Source organism: Microbacterium sp. TS-1, from assembly GCF_000509385.1.
GTDB lineage: Bacteria > Actinomycetota > Actinomycetes > Actinomycetales > Microbacteriaceae > Microbacterium > Microbacterium arborescens.
Genome location: NZ_BASQ01000001.1, coordinates 148990 through 166354, shown reverse-complemented (window position 1 = coordinate 166354; position 17365 = coordinate 148990). Strand labels below are relative to the sequence as shown.

Sequence of the window (17365 nt, the reverse complement as noted above, 5' to 3'; positions counted from 1 at the left end):
ACGGTGCGTGCTCGACGGGACGGTGCGCTCTCGCGAAGCGGACGGCCGTTCAGGCGAAGGCCTCCGGCGGCGGGCAGGCGCACACGAGGTTGCGGTCGCCGTAGGCCTGGTCGATCCGGCGCACCGGCGGCCAGTACTTTCCGCGGACGAGGGACCGCACGGGATACACCGCCTCTTCGCGCGAGTAGGCATGCGCCCACTCCGACGCCACGACCGCCTCAGCCGTGTGCGGAGCGCGCACCAGCGGATTGTCGTCGGCGGGCCACTCCCCTGCAGCCACCCGGTCGGCCTCGGCGCGGATCGCGACCATCGCCTCGATGAAACGGTCGATCTCGGCGAGATCCTCCGACTCCGTCGGTTCGACCATGAGTGTTCCCGCCACCGGGAACGACATCGTCGGCGCGTGGAAGCCGTAGTCGATCAGTCGCTTCGCGACGTCGTCCACGGTGATGCCGGTGCGCTCGCGCAGCGGACGGAGATCCAGGATGCACTCGTGCGCGACGAGACCTCCTTCGCCCGCGTAGAGCACCGGGTAGTGCTCGCGCAGCCGCACCGCGACGTAGTTCGCCGCGAGGACAGCCGCGCCGGTCGCCGCGCGCAGGCCGCGCGCGCCCAGCATGCGCACGTACGCCCAGGAGATCGGGAGGATGGACGCCGAACCGTAGGGCGCCGCCGACACCGGACCACCCTCGAACACGAAGCCGCCGGCGTGCTCCGCGCGCTGCGCGAACGGATGCGACGGCAGGAATGCCGCGAGGTGCGCCTTGGCCGCCACGGGACCGACACCCGGTCCGCCGCCGCCGTGCGGGATGGCGAACGTCTTGTGCAGGTTGAGGTGCGAGACGTCGCCGCCGAGGTCGCCGAAGCGGGCGTAGCCGAGCAGCGCATTGAGGTTCGCACCGTCGACGTAGACCTGCCCGCCCGCCGCGTGCACCGCCTCGGTGATGGCGAGCACCTCGTGCTCGTAGACGCCGTGGGTGGACGGGTAGGTGATCATGAGGGCCGACAGGGTCTCCGCATGCTGCGCGATCTTGGCGCGCAGGTCGTCGAGATCGACGTTGCCGGCCTCGTCGCAGGCCACCACGACGACGCGCATCCCGGCGAGCACGGCGGATGCCGCATTCGTGCCGTGCGCCGACGACGGGATGAGGCAGACGGTGCGGTCGTCGTCGCCGCGTGACCGGTGGTAGCCGCGGATCGCGAGGAGCCCGGCGAGCTCGCCCTGCGAGCCGGCGTTGGGCTGCAGCGACACGGTGTCGTAGCCCGTGACCTCGGCGAGCCAGGCCTCGAGCTGCTCGACGAGGTCGAGGTACCCGCGCACGTCGTCGGCGGGCGCGAACGGATGCACCCGTGCGAACTCCGGCCAGGTCACCGCGGCCATCTCGGTCGCGGCATTGAGCTTCATCGTGCACGACCCGAGCGGGATCATGCCGCGGTCGAGCGCGTAGTCGCGATCGGCGAGGCGCTTGAGGTAGCGCATCATCGCCGTCTCGGAGTGGTGGCTGTTGAAGACCGGATGCGTGAGGTACTCGTCCTCGCGCAGCAGCCCCGGCAGGGCGTGCCGCTCCGGCCACGCCCGGCCGGCGACGAAGGCGAACGCGCGTTGGTCGGGCCCACCGAACGCCTGCGCGATCCGGTGCAGGTCGGTCGTGGTCGTCGTCTCGTCGACCGAGACGCCGACCGTGTCGCCGTCGCGGAGCCACAGCTGGTAGCCGAGCTCGCGCGCGGCCGCGACTACCGCGCCGGCCCGACCCGGGACCCGGACGGTCAGGGTGTCGAAGAAGTACCGGTGCGCGACCTCTGCGCCGACCTCCGTCAGCCACTCGGCGAGCAGCGCCGCGTGGCCGGCCGCCGCCTGAGCGATGCCCCGCAGCCCGTCCGGCCCGTGGTAGACGGCGTACATCGATGCCATCACGGCGAGCAGCACCTGCGCGGTGCAGATGTTCGACGTGGCCTTCTCGCGCCGGATGTGCTGCTCGCGAGTCTGGAGCGACAGCCGGTACGCCGGGTCGCCCGCGGCGTCGACCGAGACGCCCACGAGGCGCCCGGGCAGCTGCCGCTCGAGACCGGAGCGCACCGCCATGTACCCGGCGTGCGGGCCGCCGAAGCCCATCGGTACGCCGAAACGCTGCGTCGTGCCGACGGCCACATCCGCACCGAGCGAACCGGGTGATCGCAGCAGGGTCAGCGCGAGCAGATCCGCGGCGACGACGACGAGACCGCCGGCGGCCTGCACCTCGCCGATGACCGTGCTGGGGTCCCACACCCGGCCGGACGCGCCGGGGTACTGCACGAACGCCCCGAACACCGGCTCGTCGGACGGGCGCGGGGCGGCGTCGGCGAAGTCGATCTCGCGCAGTTCGATCCCGAGCGCCTCGGCGCGATGTCCGAGCAGCGCCTTCGTCTGCGGCAGCGCATCGGCGTCGACGAGGAACACGTTGCTCCGCGACTTCGACGCCCGACGAGCCACGAGCATGCCCTCGACGACGGCCGTGGCCTCATCGAGCATCGACGCGTTCGCCGTCGCGAGCCCGGTCAGGTCGGTGACCATCGTCTGGAAGTTGATGAGCGCCTCCAGACGGCCCTGCGAGATCTCCGGCTGGTACGGCGTATATGCGGTGTACCAGGAAGGGTTCTCGAGGACGTTGCGCTGGATGACGGCGGGCGTGAAGGTGTCGTAGTACCCGAGGCCGATCATGGACCGCGCCGGACGGTTGCGCGACGCCATCGCCCGCAGCTCCGCGAGTGCCTCGTGCTCGGGCACCGCCGCCGGGATGACGCTGTCGGAGATCGCACCCACCTGAATGGCTGCCGGTACGGCTCGCGCGAGCAGCGCGTCGACGTCGGGATAGCCGAGCGCGTCGAGCATCCGCTGCTGGGCGGCGCCGTCGGTGCCGATATGACGGGCGGCGAAAGCGGAGGTCATCGCTCTCCGCCGGTGAGCTCGACGTACGCGGCGCGGTCGAGCAGCGCGTCGGCATCGGCTGGCTCGATCTCGATGCGAACGAGCCAGCCGTCGCCGAACGGTCCGGCGTTGACGAGCGAGGGATCGTCGACGACGGCCTCGTTGATGTCGACGACTGTTCCGCTGAGCGGGGCGTAGAGCTCGCCGACGGATTTCGTCGACTCGATCTCGCCGCAGACGGTGTCGGCGGTCACGGCCGTGCCGACGGCCGGGAGATCGACGAACACGACGTCACCGAGCTTCTCCGCGGCGTAATCGGTGATGCCGACGGTCGCGGTGGTGCCCGAGAGGGCGACCCACTCGTGCTCGGCGGTGTACTTCAGGGCGTCGAGATCGGTCATTTCTTCCTCCGGTAGAACGGCAGCGTGGTGACGGTGGCGGGAATGCGGGTGCCGCGGACATCGAGACCGAGCTCGGTACCCGGTGCGGTGTGATCGGGTGCGACGTAAGCCATGGCGATGGGATGCCCGAGGGTCGGGCTCAGGGCGCCGCTCGTGACCTCGCCGACGCGCTCGCCGTCGGGGCCGAGGACGGCGTAGCCCGCACGGCCGGCGCGGCGGCCCTCCGAGACGAGACCGACGAGCACGGGCGCCGAGGTCGACGCGCGGGCGGCCAGGCCCTCGCGCCCCACGAAGGCACCCTTGTCGGCGGCGACCACGCGGCCGAGGCCCGCCTGTGCGGGAGCGACGTCGAGCGACAGCTCGTGTCCGTAGAGCGGCATCCCGGCCTCGAGCCGAAGCGTGTCGCGCGAGGCGAGTCCCGCGGGGGCGAGCCCGAGCGGCGCCCCGGCCGCGAGCAGGGCGTCCCAGAGGGCTTCGGCCGCACCGGCCGGGATCATCAGCTCGAACCCGTCTTCGCCGGTGTACCCGGTGCGCGCCAGGAGCAGGGGCTCGCCTGCGAACTCGCCCGCCGTCCACGCGTAGTAGCGCGTGTCCGCGAGTGCGAGTCCGGGCGTCGTGAGACCCGGGGTGGCCTCGAGCACGGCCAGCGCGGCGGGGCCCTGGACGGCGAGGAGGGCGTAGTCGTCGGTGAGATCGCGGACCTCGGCATCCCAGCCTTCGGCCCGTTCCTGCAGCGCGGCCCACACCGCCGCGCGGTTGCCGGCGTTCGCGATGATCAGGAAGCGCTCGCCGCCGAGGCGGTAGACGATGACGTCGTCGATGATGCCGCCGTCGTCGGCGAGGACGAGCGAGTACTTCGCCTTCCCGACGCGCATCGTCGAGATCGCCCCGGCGAGTGCCGCGTCGAGGCATTCGCCGGCGACCGACCCGGTCACGTCGAACTCGGCCATGTGCGAGATGTCGAACAGTCCGGCGGCGGTGCGCACGGCGTGGTGCTCGGCCAGGTCGGACGTGTAGCGGACGGGCATGAGCCAGCCGCCGAAGTCGGTGAACGACGCGCCGAGGGCAGCGTGACGATGGTGCAGGACGGTGGAGCGGGGATCTGACATGAGTTCTCCCGTTGCGGGCGGGCGGCTGCCACGGCTGCGGCATCCGGAACTCCCCCTCTGTCTTGGGCCTGAGAGTTTCACCGGGAAAACCCGGCTTTCACCGTCGGCGGATCCCCGAGAGGATCGCTTTCCAGAGCGGCCGGACGCGCGCGGTACGCGGACCTGAGAGATTGGCGGGGAGGCTTGCTCCTTCGGTGCCCGGATTACTCCGGGGCTCTCCCGCGTGCGTCATGCGGCCTGTCTTCAGTTGCGCGATCAGCATAGCGTCACCGCTCGCGAGAACGCGCAGGCGGTGAGCACCGCCCGCCGGTCAGCGGGTGCAGCTCCCGGCGCGCACGGCGGGAGCATCCGCCGAGACGCCCGCGAGCACGGGCAGCAACTCCGTCGTCGTCATCGCGTATCCGCGTCGCTCGTCATCCGCACCGCGCGCGAACACGACTCCGGCCACGTCACCGGCGTCGGTCAGCAGCGGCCCGCCTGAGTTGCCGGGCCTGACATCGGCATCGAGCGCGTAGATCTCGCGGGGCGTGCTCGACTGGTCGTAGATGTCGGGGACCGGCGCCGAGCCGACCGACAGAACGAAGGCGGCACCGCTCGTGAACGGGCCACCGAGCGGATAGCCCTGGACGGCGACGGCTGCGCCGGCGGCGACCGGCGGGACGACCGGCAGCGGTGTCGCCCCCAGATCGGACACGGCGATGACGGCCAGATCGTCTACCGGGTCGAAGTAGACGACGCGCCCCTCGCGCGCGTCGCGGCCGGGGAGCTCGACGACGGGCGTGTCGACGCCCGCCACGACGTGCGCGTTGGTCACGATGAGGTCGTCGGCGGCGACGAAGCCCGAACCGGTCATCGACACGCCGCAGGCGTAGGCGGTGCCGCTGATGCGGGCGACGGATGCCGCGGCACGCTGCAGCTCGGGGTCGTCGAGCGCGACCGCGGGGGCGGTCGGCTCCACCTCGGGGCGCAGCAGCTCGCCGATGCGCGGGATCCCCTCGTCGATGACAAACCCGCGCACCTCGGCGAGCGCGGTGTCGACCGGGTCGGGGGTGAGGCCGTCGATGAAGGAGAGCACGCGCGACGAGGCCACGGCTGTGGCGACGAGCGGCATGCCGCTCGCCGTGACCGCGCCGGCGCCGAGCAGGAGGACGAGACCGCCCGCGATCGTCGCACCACCGGCCCCGAGGATGCGGTCGAGGACGCGAAGCTTGGCCCGGTCGACCCCGCGGCGCAGGGCGGCCCCGATCGCCGTGCCGAGCGCGGTGCACAGGACGATGATCGCGATGGCGCACACCGCGAGCACGAGCGATCGGTACTCCCAGTCGGCGACACCGGGCGCGATGAGGGGAACGGCCCAGACGGCGAGGAGCGAGCCGATCACGAGCCCGGCGAGCGATCCCGCGATCGCGACGAGGCCTCGCGTGACGCCGATGGCGAAGAAGCCGACGAGGAGGATCACGACGATGACGTCGACCAGCAGCACAGGACCTCCTCGGGAACGGCTGACAGCGTACGTGCTCCCGCTGTGAGTCCCCCGGTTTGCCGTTCGTGTCGCTATGACTATAAGATCGTTGCGAACAGTTAGGGTCACAATGACACGAAGTAACGGCGAGGCTGCCCACGACGACATCCGAGTCGCCGTGTCGACGGTCATCTTCAGCCTCCGACACGGTGGCGAGGATCTCCCGTCCGTCGTCCTCCCCCTCGTTCGCCGCACGCGCGACCCCCACGCCGGGCAGTGGGCTCTTCCCGGCGGATGGCTCGACGTGTCGGAGAACCTCGAGGCCGCGGCATCCCGGACCCTCGCCGAGACGACGGCGCTGACCCCGAGCTATCTCGAGCAGCTCTACGTCTTCGGCGACGTCGGACGCTCCCCCTCGCGGGTCGTGTCGATCGTCTATTGGGCGCTCGTGCGCGAAGACGTCGCGTCGACACCGCTTCCCGAGGACGAGAACGTCGCCTGGTTCGACACGGCCGACCTGCCGGAGCTGGCGTTCGACCACCGCAGCATCATCGAGTACGCGCTGTGGCGGCTGCGCAACAAGGTGGGTTACAGCCGTATCGCGCACGGGCTGCTCCCCGATCTGTTCACCCTCGCCGAGCTTCGCGAGGTCTACGAGGCCATCGGCGGTAAGCGTCTCGACCCGGCCAACTTCCGCCGTCAGGTCGAGGGGTCGGGCACCCTCATCCCGACACGCGAGTTCCGCACCGGCAGCCACCGGCCCGCCCGCCTGTACCGCTACAACCACGATGTCGAGCTCGCCGACCGCGGCCCGCTCCCCCGATGAAGGAACGCGCATGACCACATCTCCGCTCACGCTGTCGCCGCGACCCATCGACCCGAGTGTCGACCACGGCATCCAGGCGATCGTCGCCGGGGCGTCGACCGCCCAGACGTGCACCACCGATCTCGCCGCGGGCCCCTGGAGCTTCGACACGCGGCCCGGGTACGGCCCGGGATCGTCGATGGGCGACGTCATCCCGGCGGGAGCGCCGCGCCAGGGCGAGCTCCCCGGGTACTACCGGACTGCCGACGAGGCCGAACTGCACGACCGGATCGCCGACGCGAAGGCCGCCCTCGGCGACCGCGTCGTCGTGCTGGGGCACTTCTACCAGCGGGAGGAGGTGGTTCGGCATGCCGACTACGTGGGCGACTCGTTCCAGCTCGCGGAGGCCGCGAAGGCTCACCCCGAAGCGGAGGCCATCGTCTTCTGCGGGGTGCATTTCATGGCGGAGACCGCCGATCTCCTGTCGCAGCGCGAGCAGGCCGTCATCCTGCCGAACCTCGCCGCGGGGTGCTCGATGGCCGACATGGCCTCGATCGACGAGGTCGAGGAGTGCTGGGAGCAGCTCGCGGAGATCTACGGCGCCCTCGACGAGCCCGATGCCGAGGGACTGCTTCCGGTGATCCCGGTCACGTACATGAACTCGTCCGCGGCCATCAAGGGCTTCGTCGGCCGCAACGGCGGCATCGTGTGCACCTCGTCGAACGCGCGCACGGTGCTCGAGTGGGCATTCGCCCGGGGGCGGCGCGTCCTCTTCTTCCCCGACCAGCACCTGGGCCGCAACACGGCGAAGGCGATGGGGGTCGCCCTCGACCGGATGCCGATGTGGAACCCCCGGCGGCCGCTCGGAGGCAACGACGAAGCGTCCGTGCGAGACGCACGGGTCATCCTCTGGCACGGGTTCTGCTCGGTCCACCGCCGCTTCACCGTCGATCAGATCGAGCGCGCCCGCGCCGAACACCCCGGCGTCCGCGTCATCGTCCACCCCGAGTGCCCGATGCCGGTCGTGGACGCCGCAGACGAGGCGGGCTCGACGGAGTACATCCGCCGCGCGATCGACGGCGCGACCGAGCCCTCGGTCTTCGCGGTCGGCACCGAGATCAACCTGGTCCAGCGGCTCGCCGCGCAGTACCCGCAGCACCGCATCTTCTGCCTCGACCCCGTGGTGTGCCCGTGCTCGACGATGTACCGGATCCATCCCGGCTACCTCGCGTGGGTCCTCGACGAGCTGCGCGCGGGGCGGACGCCCAACCGCATCCAGGTCTCCGACGATGTCGCGGTTCCCGCGCGCGCCGCGCTCGAACGGATGCTGGCGGCTCGGCCGTGACCCGCCGGGTCGTCGTCGTGGGCTCGGGCCTCGCCGGCGGGATGTGCGCCCTGCGAGCGGCCGGCACCGGCTGCGAGGTCGTACTGGTCACGAAGGGGTCCCTCGGCGAGGGAAGCACCGCCTACGCGCAAGGCGGCATCGCCGCGGTGACCGCCGTGGGCGACTCCGTGCTCGCCCACGTCGACGACACTCTGCGCGCCGGGGCGGGCCTCGGCGAGCGCGACGCCGTGCGCGTGCTCGCGTCCGCGGGTCCGGACGCTGTCGGGGCGCTCGAGGCGATCGGGGTCGCGTTCGATCGCGACGACAGCGGAGCGCTGCGCCTCGGACTCGAGGGAGCCCACCGGGTTCCGCGCATCCTGCACGCCGGCGGCGACGCAACCGGCGACGCGATCCAGCGGGCGCTGAACCGGGCGCTGAACGCAGCACCCGTCGACATCCGCACCGATTCGTTCGTCACCGAGCTCGTGGTCGAGGACGGGGCGGTGCGCGGGGTGCGTGTCCTCTCGGGTGAACGCACCGAGACGCTGACGGCGGATGCGGTGGTCCTCGCCACCGGCGGGGCGGGCCAGCTGTACGCGCATACGACCAATCCAGCCGTCGCGACGGCCGACGGGGTCGCCCTCGCCCTGCGCGCCGGAGCGACCGTCACGGACTTGGAGTTCGTGCAGTTCCACCCCACCGCGCTGACGGACGGGACGCTGGTGTCCGAAGCCGTACGCGGCGAGGGCGCCGTCCTCGTCGACGAGCGGGCGCACCGCTTCTGCGTCGAGGCGCATCCCGACGCGGAGCTCGCTCCACGAGACGTCGTGGCGCGCGCGATCGCGAGCGCGATGGCCCGTCAGGAGGGGCGGCCGGTGCTGCTCGATGCCACCGGGCTCCGCGAGACGCCGCCGGCGACGGCGGCGTTCCTGGCGGCCCGCTTCCCGACGATCGACGCGGCCGTACGAGCGCGCGGGTGGGACTGGTCGCGGCATCCGGTTCCCGTCACTCCGGCCGCGCATTACCTGATGGGCGGCGTCGCGACGGATCTCGACGGCCGGACCGACCTCGACGGCCTGTTCGCGGTCGGCGAGGTCGCGCGCACCGGCGTGCACGGAGCCAATCGGCTGGCGTCGAACTCGCTGCTCGAGGCCGTCGTGTTCGGCACGCGCGCGGCCGACGCGATCACCGGTGCCGCGCGACGGACGGCTCCCGTCTGGCCGGGCGGTGCGCAGTCGACTCGAACGCCGGCGGCCGCGTCGGCGGCCCCCCGGCGGACCCCGACGAGCGAACCGTTCAGCCGCGAGGCACTGCAGACGCTGATGTGGGAGCACGTCGGCCTGCAGCGCGATGCCGCCGGACTCGGCCTCGCGCTCGGCGCTCTCGACGCGTGGACGCAAGCCGCAGCGCCACCCCGCTCGCGCCGCGAGCACGAGGACGCCAACCTGCTGCTGGTGGCCCGCGCGGTCACCGCGGCCGCTCTCGGACGGCCTCGGTCGCTCGGCGCCCACCACCGTCGCGACGACGCATCTGCCGCCCCGTTCGTCGACACCGCCCTCACGTCCGCCGTCCTGCCCGAGAAGGTCGCATGATGCTCACCGCCCGTCAGATCGCCGCCGTCGTCGGCCCCGCCCTCGACGAGGACGCCCCCTGGGGCGATCTCACCAGCAGCTCGTTCATCCCCGCCTCCGCACGCGCGACAGCCGCGCTCGTCTCCCGCGTCGACGGCGTCCTCAGCGGTGTGTCGGTGTTCGCGGCCGCCTTCGCACTCACCGACCCGGGGTGCGAGGTCGTCATCGACGTTCCCGACGGTGCGCGCATCCGCCCCGGCGACACGCTGGCGACGGTGCGCGGGCCGGCTCGCGCGGTGCTGACCGCCGAACGGGTGGGCCTGAACCTCGCCCAGCGGATGTCCGGGATCGCCACGCTCACACGCCGCTATGTCGACGCGGTCGCGGGCACCCGGGCGCGGATCACCGACACTCGCAAGACCACTCCGGGGCTCCGCGCGCTCGAGCGGCAGGCCGTCCGGGACGGCGGCGGCCACAACCACCGGTTCTCCCTCTCGGATGCCGTCATGCTCAAGGACAACCACCTCGGCGTCATCACCGCCGACGGCACCGGACTGACCGAAGCGCTGCAGCGGGCGATGGCTCGACTTCCCCACACCACCCACGTCGAGGTGGAGGTCGATCGGGTCGACCTGATCGAGCCCGTGCTCGCGGCGGGCGTCGACACGATCATGCTCGACAACTTCTCGCTCGATGACCTGCGCCGCGGTGTCGCGCTCGTCGGCGGTCGCGCGAGCGTCGAGGCATCGGGCGGAGTCTCCCTCGAGAGCGTGCACTCGATCGCCGAGACCGGTGTCGACATCATCTCGGTCGGAGCGCTCACGCATTCCGCACCCGCCCTCGACCTCGGCCTCGATCTCATCGTCGACGCGCACTGATGCTGTACCTCGATCACGCCGCGGGCGGTCCGGTGCGCCGTGAAGTGCTCGAGGCGATGGCCCCGTTCCTCACGGGACGATTCGGCAATCCCTCGAGCGTCCACACGGTCGGCGAGGACGTAGCTGGGGCGCTCGAGGACGCCCGCCGCCGCACCGCGACGGTGCTCGGCATGCGCGCGGGAGACATCGTCTTCACCTCCGGCGGCACGGAGGCGAACAACCTCGCGATCGCCGGCATCGCGCTCGGGGCCCGAGGGCGCACCCCCGGCCACATCGTCACGACCGCGGTGGAGCACGACTCGGTGCTCGCCGTCTGCCGTCATCTCGAGCGGATCCACGGATACGAGGTCGACGTCCTTCCCGTCGACGCCGCAGGGCGCGTGACCCCGGATGCCGTCGCGCGGGCCGTGCGCGACGACACCGCCGTCGTGAGCGTCGGCTATGCCAACAACGAGGTCGGCACCGTCCAGGATGTCGCCGCGATCGCACGAGCCCTCCCGTCGGTGCCGCTGCACGTGGATGCCGTCCAGGCCGCCGGCTGGCTGCCGCTCTCCGGCACCGGCGCCTCGGCCCTCTCCATCGCGGGGCACAAGATCGGCGCACCCCAGGGCATCGGTGTCCTCGGCGTGCGCGGCCGGCTTCCGCTCGAACCCGTGCTGCACGGCGGAGGTCAGGAGCGCGGCCGACGCTCCGGCACGCAGAACGTCGCGGGGGCGGTCGGGCTCGCCGTCGCGCTCGAACTCGCCGAGCGCGAGCGCCACGACGCCGTTGCGCGTGCCACCGCCGCGCGCGACGCGTTCACGGCTCGCGTGCTCGACACCGTCTCCGGCGCGCGCGTCACCGGCGACCCGGATCGGAGGCTTCCCGGCCTCGCCTCCTTCACGTTCGCCGCGACCTCGGGCGAGGCCGTGCTCCTCGAGCTGGAACGGCGCGGGATCGTCACGAGCAGCGGGTCGGCCTGCGCCGCGGGCAGCGACGAGCCCTCGCACGTCCTGACCGCGATGGGCATGCACCCCGACGACGCCCGCACCGCGGTCAGATTCAGCTTCGATCGCACAGCGCCGCCCGATGCGTCGGCGCTCGCCGGAGCCGTGGCCGACGCCGTCTCGGCAGTACGATCGGGGTCGTGAGCCCGCCCGTCGTCACCGTCATCGTCCCCGGCCGCGACGTCGCCCCCTATGCCGAGGAGGCCCTGGAGTCGCTTCGAGCCCAGACCCTCGTCGAGTGGACCGCGATCCTGATCGACGACGGTTCGCGCGACGCGACCGGCGACATCTTCGCCGCGGCGGCGGCATCCGACGAGCGGTTCCGTGTGCGTGCACACGACCGTCCCGTCGGCCTGGGGGCCGCGAGGAACGCCGGGCTCGATCTCGTCGACACCCCGTTCGTCGCCTTCCTCGACGCCGACGACGTCCTGACCGCCTCGGCGCTCCAGCGGTGGGTCAGCACGCTCGACGCATCGGGCTCCGACTTCGTCGCCGGCGCGTACGTCCGGCTGCGACCGACCGACGAGGGCTACGTACCGGGCCCCGTGCAGCCCTGGGTCGCGGCATCCACGCAGCCGGCACGCACGGGGGTGACCCTCGCGGACCATCCGGAGGCCTCGGGCAACATCGTCGCGTGGTCCAAAGCGAGCCGCATCGAGTTCTGGCGTCGTCACCGCCTGCGCTTCCCCGAGAACCGGCTGTACGAGGACCAGCTGGTGGCGCAGCAGATGTACACGCGCGCCCGCGCCTTCGACGTGATCCCCGACGTCGTCGTGCACTGGCGCGAACGCGCCGACGGATCGTCGATCACCCAGCACCGCGCGCAACTGCCGGTGCTGACCGACTATCTCGAGGCGCTGCGATCGGGCCTCGCCGTCCTCGACTCCGCCGATGCCCGCGACGCCGCCGCGGCCCGCGTGCGCCTCGTGCTCGACATGGACGTCCCGCCGCTCGTGCGCATCGCCGCGACCCACCCCGATCCCGAGTACCGCCGCCGGGTGGGCGAGCTGGTCCGCGACTTCCGCGAGCGGGCGCCGGGCCACCGCCCGAGCGACCCGGCGACGACGGACCTCTGGGACATCGCCCGTCTCTGGTGATCCATCATGCGCGTCCGCGCTGATCGCCCCGGAGCGAACGCTGGCGCCGTGTCCGCACCCCCGGGAATAATCGACCCGTCGGGGCGTTGGCCCTGCGGAGTCCGCCCTCGGGTGACGACCGATCTTCCGACCGAGGAGTTGCCCATGGCCGTCGCGCCGTCGTCCACCACAGCATCCACGCCCACCGCGCACCCGGGTGCGCCGACCGTCGTCTCGGCCGAGGCGAACCGGGTCATCTGGCTCCTGCTCGTCGCAGCCTTCGTCGCGATCCTCAACGAGACGACGATGGGCGTCGCGATCCCCCATCTCATCGCCGACTTCCGGATCACGGCCGTGGCGGCGCAATGGCTCACGACCGCGTTCATGCTGACGATGGCCGTCGTCATCCCGATCACCGGCTTCCTGTTGCAACGACTGACCACCCGCGCCGTCTTCACCGCGGCGATGACCCTGTTCTCGACGGGAACGCTCATCGCCGTGCTCGCGCCCGGCTTCGGATTCCTGCTGGTCGCGCGCGTGGTGCAGGCCTCGGGCACGGCGATCATGATGCCCCTGCTCATGACGACGCTGATGACCGTCGTACCGCCGCACGCCCGCGGCCGGATGATGGGACGGGTGAGCATCGTCATGTCGCTCGCCCCGGCGATCGGGCCCACCCTCTCCGGATTCCTCCTCGATACCCTCAGCTGGCGGTGGATCTTCGGCGTCGTCCTTCCCATCGCGCTCGTCTCCCTCGCGATCGGGGTCCGCTGGATCCACAACCTCGGCGAGACCCGACGCGCGCCCCTCGACGTCCTCTCCGTCGTTCTGTCGGCCTTCGGCTTCGGCGGGCTCGTGTTCGGGCTCAGCCAGATCGGCGCCGCGGGACACGGCGGCGGCGATGCCGAGGCCGCGGTCCCGGCGTCGAACCTGCCGCTCATCATCGCTCTGTCGGTCGGCGTCATCGCCCTCGGCGCCTTCGTCTGGCGGCAGATCGCCCTCCAGCGCAGCGATGACGCACTGCTCGACCTGCGCGTGTTCCGTTCCACGAACTTCTCGCTGTCGGTCGCTCAGCTGGCCGTCATGTCGATGGCCTTCTTCGGCGCCATCACGCTGCTGCCGCTGTACATGCAGAACGTGCTCGGGCTCTCCGCGCTCGAGTCCGGGCTCCTCGTCCTCCCGGGATCGCTCGCGATGGGCATCGCCGGCCCGTTCATCGGGCGCGTCTACGACCGCTGGGGCACGCGCGTGCTCCTCATCCCCGGCGCCGTCATCGTGACCGGCATCCTGTGGAGCTTCACGACCCTCACCGAGAACACGTCGGTGTGGCTGCTGCTGGCGCTGCAGACCACACTCTCGCTGGGCCTGGCGATGTCGTTCACCCCGCTCTTCACCGCATCCCTCGGTTCGCTGCAGCCCCGGTTCTACTCGTACGGCAGTGCGATCGTCTCCACGGTGCAGCAGGTCGCAGGAGCCGCGGGCATCGCACTGCTCATCACCGTCATGTCCGCCGCGGAGGCGGGAGCGCTCGAACCCGGGACGACGGCCGCCGGCGCCGAGGGCGCACGCGCCGCCTTCCTCGTGGCCGCGATCATCGCGTCGCCGCTGATCATCGGAGCCCTTCTCATCCGCAAGCCGGCCGACAGCCCCGAGGGCGCACCCGCCCCGCACTGAGCCGCCGTCCGGCGTCGCCGAACGCGAACGACGAAGCCGCCGGGTGCATCACGCACCGGCGGCTTCGTCATCGCCTCGAAGCGACGTTCAGGAGGTCGAGCAGCATCCCCCGCCGCAGCACGAGCCTGCGTCGTCGTTGGCGGTGATCAGCAGGTTCTTCTCATCGGGAACCGGCTGCAGGGTCTGAGGCTGAGGCGTGGATGCGGTGGACATATCGCCATCGTAACCCCGCAGGGGACCATGCGTCGCTGAGCCTGTCAAGCGCGTCGCAGCGTCCCCCGGCCGAGCGTACCGTCGGATCCATGAGCACTCTCGATGGCAAGAAGATCGCATTCCTGGCAACCGACGGCTTCGAGGACAGCGAGCTGACCTCGCCGTGGCAGGCCGTCTCCGACGCCGGCGCCACCGTCGTCCTCGTCGCTCCGGAATCTGGCGAGATCACCGGCAAGAACGGTCACTCCCAGAAGGTCGACGTGGTCACGTCCGACGCCGAGGCCGATGAATACGACGCGCTCGTCCTCCCCGGCGGCGTCGTCAACGCCGACAACCTCCGACTCGACGCGAACGCCGTCGACTTCACGCGCGCGTTCTTCGAGCAGCACAAGCCCGTCGGCGCCATCTGCCACGCGGCATGGATCCTCGCCGAGGCCGACGTCCTCTCGGGACGCACGCTGACGAGTTTCCCGAGTCTGCGCACCGATCTCGTCAACGCCGGCGCGACCTGGGTCGACGAGGAGGTCGTGGTCGACCAGGGCCTCGTCTCGAGCCGGACGCCCGACGACCTGCCCGCCTTCAACGCGAAGGTCGTCGAAGAGATCGAAGAGGGCGAGCACTCCGGGCAGACCGCCTGAGCCATCCGTCCCGACCGCCGACGCGGCATCCGATCGCCCCCGCGAGCTCATGCTCCGGGGGCGATCGCCACGCGGAGGTGACGGCCCGCGCGGGCGAGGTCGATCGCCTCGTCGAGCCGGGCGAAGGGAAGCGGCGCCGAAACGAGGTCGGCGAACGGGTAGCGCCGGGTGCCCGGAGCACGCATGAACGCGACCGCCGCCACGAGATCGGCCGGCGTGGGCGCCCCGCCCCGCACGACGAGCTCCCGGGGGTCGGGGCTTGCGGCCATGAAGCGTGCGCTCAGGTCCGTTTCAAGGATGTGCTCGGGCGCCAGCGCGGCCCCGAAGCGCTCGGCCCGGGCCCGGACCCGAGGATCGGCTGAAGCCACCCGTGGCCGGCCACCGCTCGCGGCGATCATCGCCGCGAGCACGAGCGGATCGGCGCCCGTGCCCGCGACCGTCACGACGAGATCCTCCGGATCGGCGGCCTCTTCCAGACGTCGCATGATCGCGGCCGCCCGCGCGCCCACGCCGGGAACGGGCGCCAGGATGCAGGCCGGGAGCGCTTCGCCCACGCGGGCGATCGGCGTGCCCTCGACGAGATGCACATGGGTCGCGAAGCCGCCCACGAGCTCGCGGTGCGCGCCGATGCGCTCATGCGGGCCCACGGCGCTCACGACGCGCTCCCCGAGCTCGAGTGGAATGCCATCCACCGCCGCGACGGTGCCGCCGAGCGCGGCGATCCTGCCGACGAACTCACGACCGAGAACCGTGGGAACCGGGCACTGCTCGTCACCGTCGGTGATGGCGAGGTCGTCCTCGGTGATCGTGACGAGGTCGATGCGCACCAGCACATCTCCCGGTCCCAGCACCACGCCGGGGACGGCGATCGTCTCAGGATCGCGCCCGGGCCCCATCCAGGCGCGGGCCAGCGCAGCAGGACGCAGCAGGACGTCCATCGGTGCTCGGGTCGCCAGTTCCATTCGCGCCCTCTCGCCGGTGGTGACCCCCTCACTGTCGCAAAGGCCACCGTCTGGCGGACGCGGCGGCGCACCCCGTTCCGCGAATGTTCACCGGATGGTGGGCGGACCGCCTCCCCGGGGCCGCGGGTACGCTGGAATCCGGCGCGCGAGTGCCGGAGAGGACCACCATGAGAATCGTCGACTCGGCCGACTGGCGCGATCGCCTCACCTACGAGACGCCCTACCGCGTCGCCGACGTCATGCCGGGTGATCCCGCGCGATGCGCCGCGTGTCCCGCTGATGCCGGCGCGCACGACCGCGACCACCTGTGGGCGGTGAAGCACCGTCACCCGACCAACCACGGCGGCTTCGTCCGGTTCTACTGCGAAGCCCACGTGCCCGAGCGCAAGCAGCCCGCCGTCGTCGCCGCGCGCACCGCGCCGGCCCGGCGAGCCGCTCCCCGCGCGGCCGCTCCGCGCGCCCCGAAGGCGCCGGCTCCCTCGGATGTCGTGCGGGCGATGTGCCCGGACTGCTTCGTCGAGGTGTCCGCCGCGGGCGAGTGCGGCATCTGCGGCATCCGGATCTGATCGGGTGAACGCGCCGGCCGCCGCGGACTACCCGACCGCACTGTGGTGCCGGTCCCGCCGCGGGTCGGCGCTCTGCACGCGTCCGCGGGGACACGCCGGCCTGCACAATCGCCTGGGCACGTCGCAGATGTGGTCGGACGCTCAAGCAGATCCGCCACGGTGCGCCGGCAGCGGCGAGCCCGCGGAGGCGGCACCCTCGTTGCCCGACGGGTTTCCCTTCGGGCGCGGCATGTGCCCCGTGTGCACCGGATTCGTCGAGCTGGCCGACGGTCGTCTGGAACGTCACGATGCCTTCCGCGGAACGACGGATGCCGCCGAGGGCGAGGCGCGGGCGCAGTGGTTCAATACCGTCGGGTGGAACTGACCGCCCGCGCGGCGGAGCGGTGAGCCCTCAGGCGCTCGCCTCGTCGTCTCGCCAGGGCAGGTTGAGGTCCTCGGCCGGCACGTCGACGTCCCCGACGTCGTCAGGACCACCCGTGCCGGGACGAGCCCGCACGAGGTCGTCGTCGACGTCCTCATCGGGGCTGGTCGGCGCCTCGTCCTGCTTCTCGCGGGTCTCGGTGTCGCTCGCCGGGCTGTAGCGCATGTCCTTGCGGACGGCCTCCGGCTCGGAGAGCGGTTCCTGGCCGGTCGCCGGGTCCTGCTGGCTCATCACGTCTCCCTCGCTGTCGGCGCGTCGACTCGACGCTCCCGACCACGGTAGGCAGCGCCGCAGATCGCGTCAGGCGCGTTGACCAGCCGAGAGCATCGTGCGATGATCCCGGCCGACTCGGGCAGTATCCGATGATCACCGTC

Annotated in this window: 17 protein-coding genes and 1 riboswitch; of the genes, 10 read left to right on the top strand and 7 right to left on the bottom strand. The window is 71.9% G+C overall.

Annotation, left to right across the window (positions count from 1 at the left end):
• Positions 1-49: 49 nt before the first annotated feature.
• The 4 genes from gcvP to MTS1_RS00705 all read right to left on the bottom strand — a co-directional run bounded on the left by gcvP (position 50) and on the right by MTS1_RS00705 (position 5898).
• Positions 50-2926 (bottom strand): aminomethyl-transferring glycine dehydrogenase, encoded by a 2877-nt coding sequence (gene gcvP, locus MTS1_RS00720; protein WP_023950484.1) that lies wholly within the window; start codon positions 2924-2926, stop codon positions 50-52.
• A complete protein-coding gene (gene gcvH / locus MTS1_RS00715) occupies positions 2923-3306 on the bottom strand; it encodes a glycine cleavage system protein GcvH (protein ID WP_023950482.1) in 384 nt (127 codons plus the stop codon). The genes gcvP and gcvH overlap by 4 nt, the downstream gene beginning before the upstream one ends.
• Entirely contained in the window at positions 3303-4415 is a 1113-nt protein-coding gene (gcvT, locus tag MTS1_RS00710; protein WP_023950480.1) for a glycine cleavage system aminomethyltransferase GcvT, read from the bottom strand. The genes gcvH and gcvT overlap by 4 nt, the downstream gene beginning before the upstream one ends.
• Before the next feature lie 140 nt (positions 4416-4555).
• Positions 4556-4647, bottom strand: a riboswitch (glycine riboswitch).
• A gap of 78 nt (positions 4648-4725) precedes the next feature.
• Positions 4726-5898: a MarP family serine protease gene (locus MTS1_RS00705; protein ID WP_023950478.1), complete on the bottom strand. Its 1173-nt coding sequence runs from the start codon at positions 5896-5898 to the stop codon at positions 4726-4728.
• A gap of 109 nt (positions 5899-6007) precedes the next feature.
• On the opposite strand from MTS1_RS00705, the gene MTS1_RS00700 reads away from it, so the two are divergent.
• The 7 genes from MTS1_RS00700 to MTS1_RS00670 all read left to right on the top strand — a co-directional run bounded on the left by MTS1_RS00700 (position 6008) and on the right by MTS1_RS00670 (position 14191).
• Positions 6008-6703 (top strand): NUDIX domain-containing protein, encoded by a 696-nt coding sequence (locus MTS1_RS00700; RefSeq protein ID WP_036304565.1) that lies wholly within the window; start codon positions 6008-6010, stop codon positions 6701-6703.
• Positions 6704-6713: 10 nt separating this feature from the next.
• Positions 6714-8027: a quinolinate synthase NadA gene (gene nadA, locus MTS1_RS00695; RefSeq protein ID WP_023950474.1), complete on the top strand. Its 1314-nt coding sequence runs from the start codon at positions 6714-6716 to the stop codon at positions 8025-8027.
• Entirely contained in the window at positions 8024-9598 is a 1575-nt protein-coding gene (gene nadB / locus MTS1_RS00690; RefSeq protein ID WP_023950472.1) for an L-aspartate oxidase, read from the top strand. The genes nadA and nadB overlap by 4 nt, the downstream gene beginning before the upstream one ends.
• Positions 9598-10455, top strand: coding sequence for a carboxylating nicotinate-nucleotide diphosphorylase (gene nadC / locus MTS1_RS00685; protein WP_023950470.1), 858 nt, complete (start codon positions 9598-9600; stop codon positions 10453-10455). The genes nadB and nadC overlap by 1 nt, the downstream gene beginning before the upstream one ends.
• On the top strand, positions 10455-11585 hold the full coding sequence (locus MTS1_RS00680; protein ID WP_023950468.1) for a cysteine desulfurase family protein: 1131 nt from the start codon (positions 10455-10457) through the stop codon (positions 11583-11585). The genes nadC and MTS1_RS00680 overlap by 1 nt, the downstream gene beginning before the upstream one ends.
• Complete coding sequence (locus MTS1_RS00675) at positions 11582-12538, top strand: glycosyltransferase family 2 protein (protein ID WP_023950466.1); 957 nt, start codon at positions 11582-11584, stop codon at positions 12536-12538. The genes MTS1_RS00680 and MTS1_RS00675 overlap by 4 nt, the downstream gene beginning before the upstream one ends.
• A gap of 144 nt (positions 12539-12682) precedes the next feature.
• Positions 12683-14191, top strand: coding sequence for a DHA2 family efflux MFS transporter permease subunit (locus tag MTS1_RS00670; protein ID WP_023950464.1), 1509 nt, complete (start codon positions 12683-12685; stop codon positions 14189-14191).
• A gap of 87 nt (positions 14192-14278) precedes the next feature.
• On the opposite strand, the gene MTS1_RS16870 is transcribed toward MTS1_RS00670, so the two are convergent.
• Complete coding sequence (locus MTS1_RS16870; RefSeq protein ID WP_256977771.1) at positions 14279-14404, bottom strand: hypothetical protein; 126 nt, start codon at positions 14402-14404, stop codon at positions 14279-14281.
• 89 nt (positions 14405-14493) lie between these two features.
• Here MTS1_RS16870 and MTS1_RS00665 point away from each other — a divergent pair, with 89 nt between their 5' ends.
• The gene (locus MTS1_RS00665) at positions 14494-15042 is read left to right on the top strand and encodes a type 1 glutamine amidotransferase domain-containing protein (RefSeq protein WP_023950462.1); all 549 of its coding nucleotides are present in this window, start codon (positions 14494-14496) and stop codon (positions 15040-15042) included.
• A gap of 47 nt (positions 15043-15089) precedes the next feature.
• Here MTS1_RS00665 and MTS1_RS00660 read toward each other — a convergent pair whose 3' ends face one another.
• On the bottom strand, positions 15090-16004 hold the full coding sequence (locus MTS1_RS00660) for an alcohol dehydrogenase catalytic domain-containing protein (protein ID WP_023950460.1): 915 nt from the start codon (positions 16002-16004) through the stop codon (positions 15090-15092).
• A 167-nt stretch (positions 16005-16171) separates the two neighbouring features.
• Here MTS1_RS00660 and MTS1_RS00655 point away from each other — a divergent pair, with 167 nt between their 5' ends.
• Together MTS1_RS00655 and MTS1_RS16865 are read left to right on the top strand one after the other, a co-directional pair.
• Positions 16172-16570, top strand: coding sequence for a hypothetical protein (locus tag MTS1_RS00655; protein WP_023950458.1), 399 nt, complete (start codon positions 16172-16174; stop codon positions 16568-16570).
• 238 nt (positions 16571-16808) lie between these two features.
• Complete coding sequence (locus MTS1_RS16865) at positions 16809-16934, top strand: hypothetical protein (protein ID WP_257786274.1); 126 nt, start codon at positions 16809-16811, stop codon at positions 16932-16934.
• A gap of 27 nt (positions 16935-16961) precedes the next feature.
• Here the strand turns inward: MTS1_RS16865 and MTS1_RS00645 are convergent, their stop codons facing one another.
• A complete protein-coding gene (locus MTS1_RS00645; RefSeq protein ID WP_023950454.1) occupies positions 16962-17222 on the bottom strand; it encodes a hypothetical protein in 261 nt (86 codons plus the stop codon).
• Between the last annotated feature and the right edge of the window lie 143 nt (positions 17223-17365).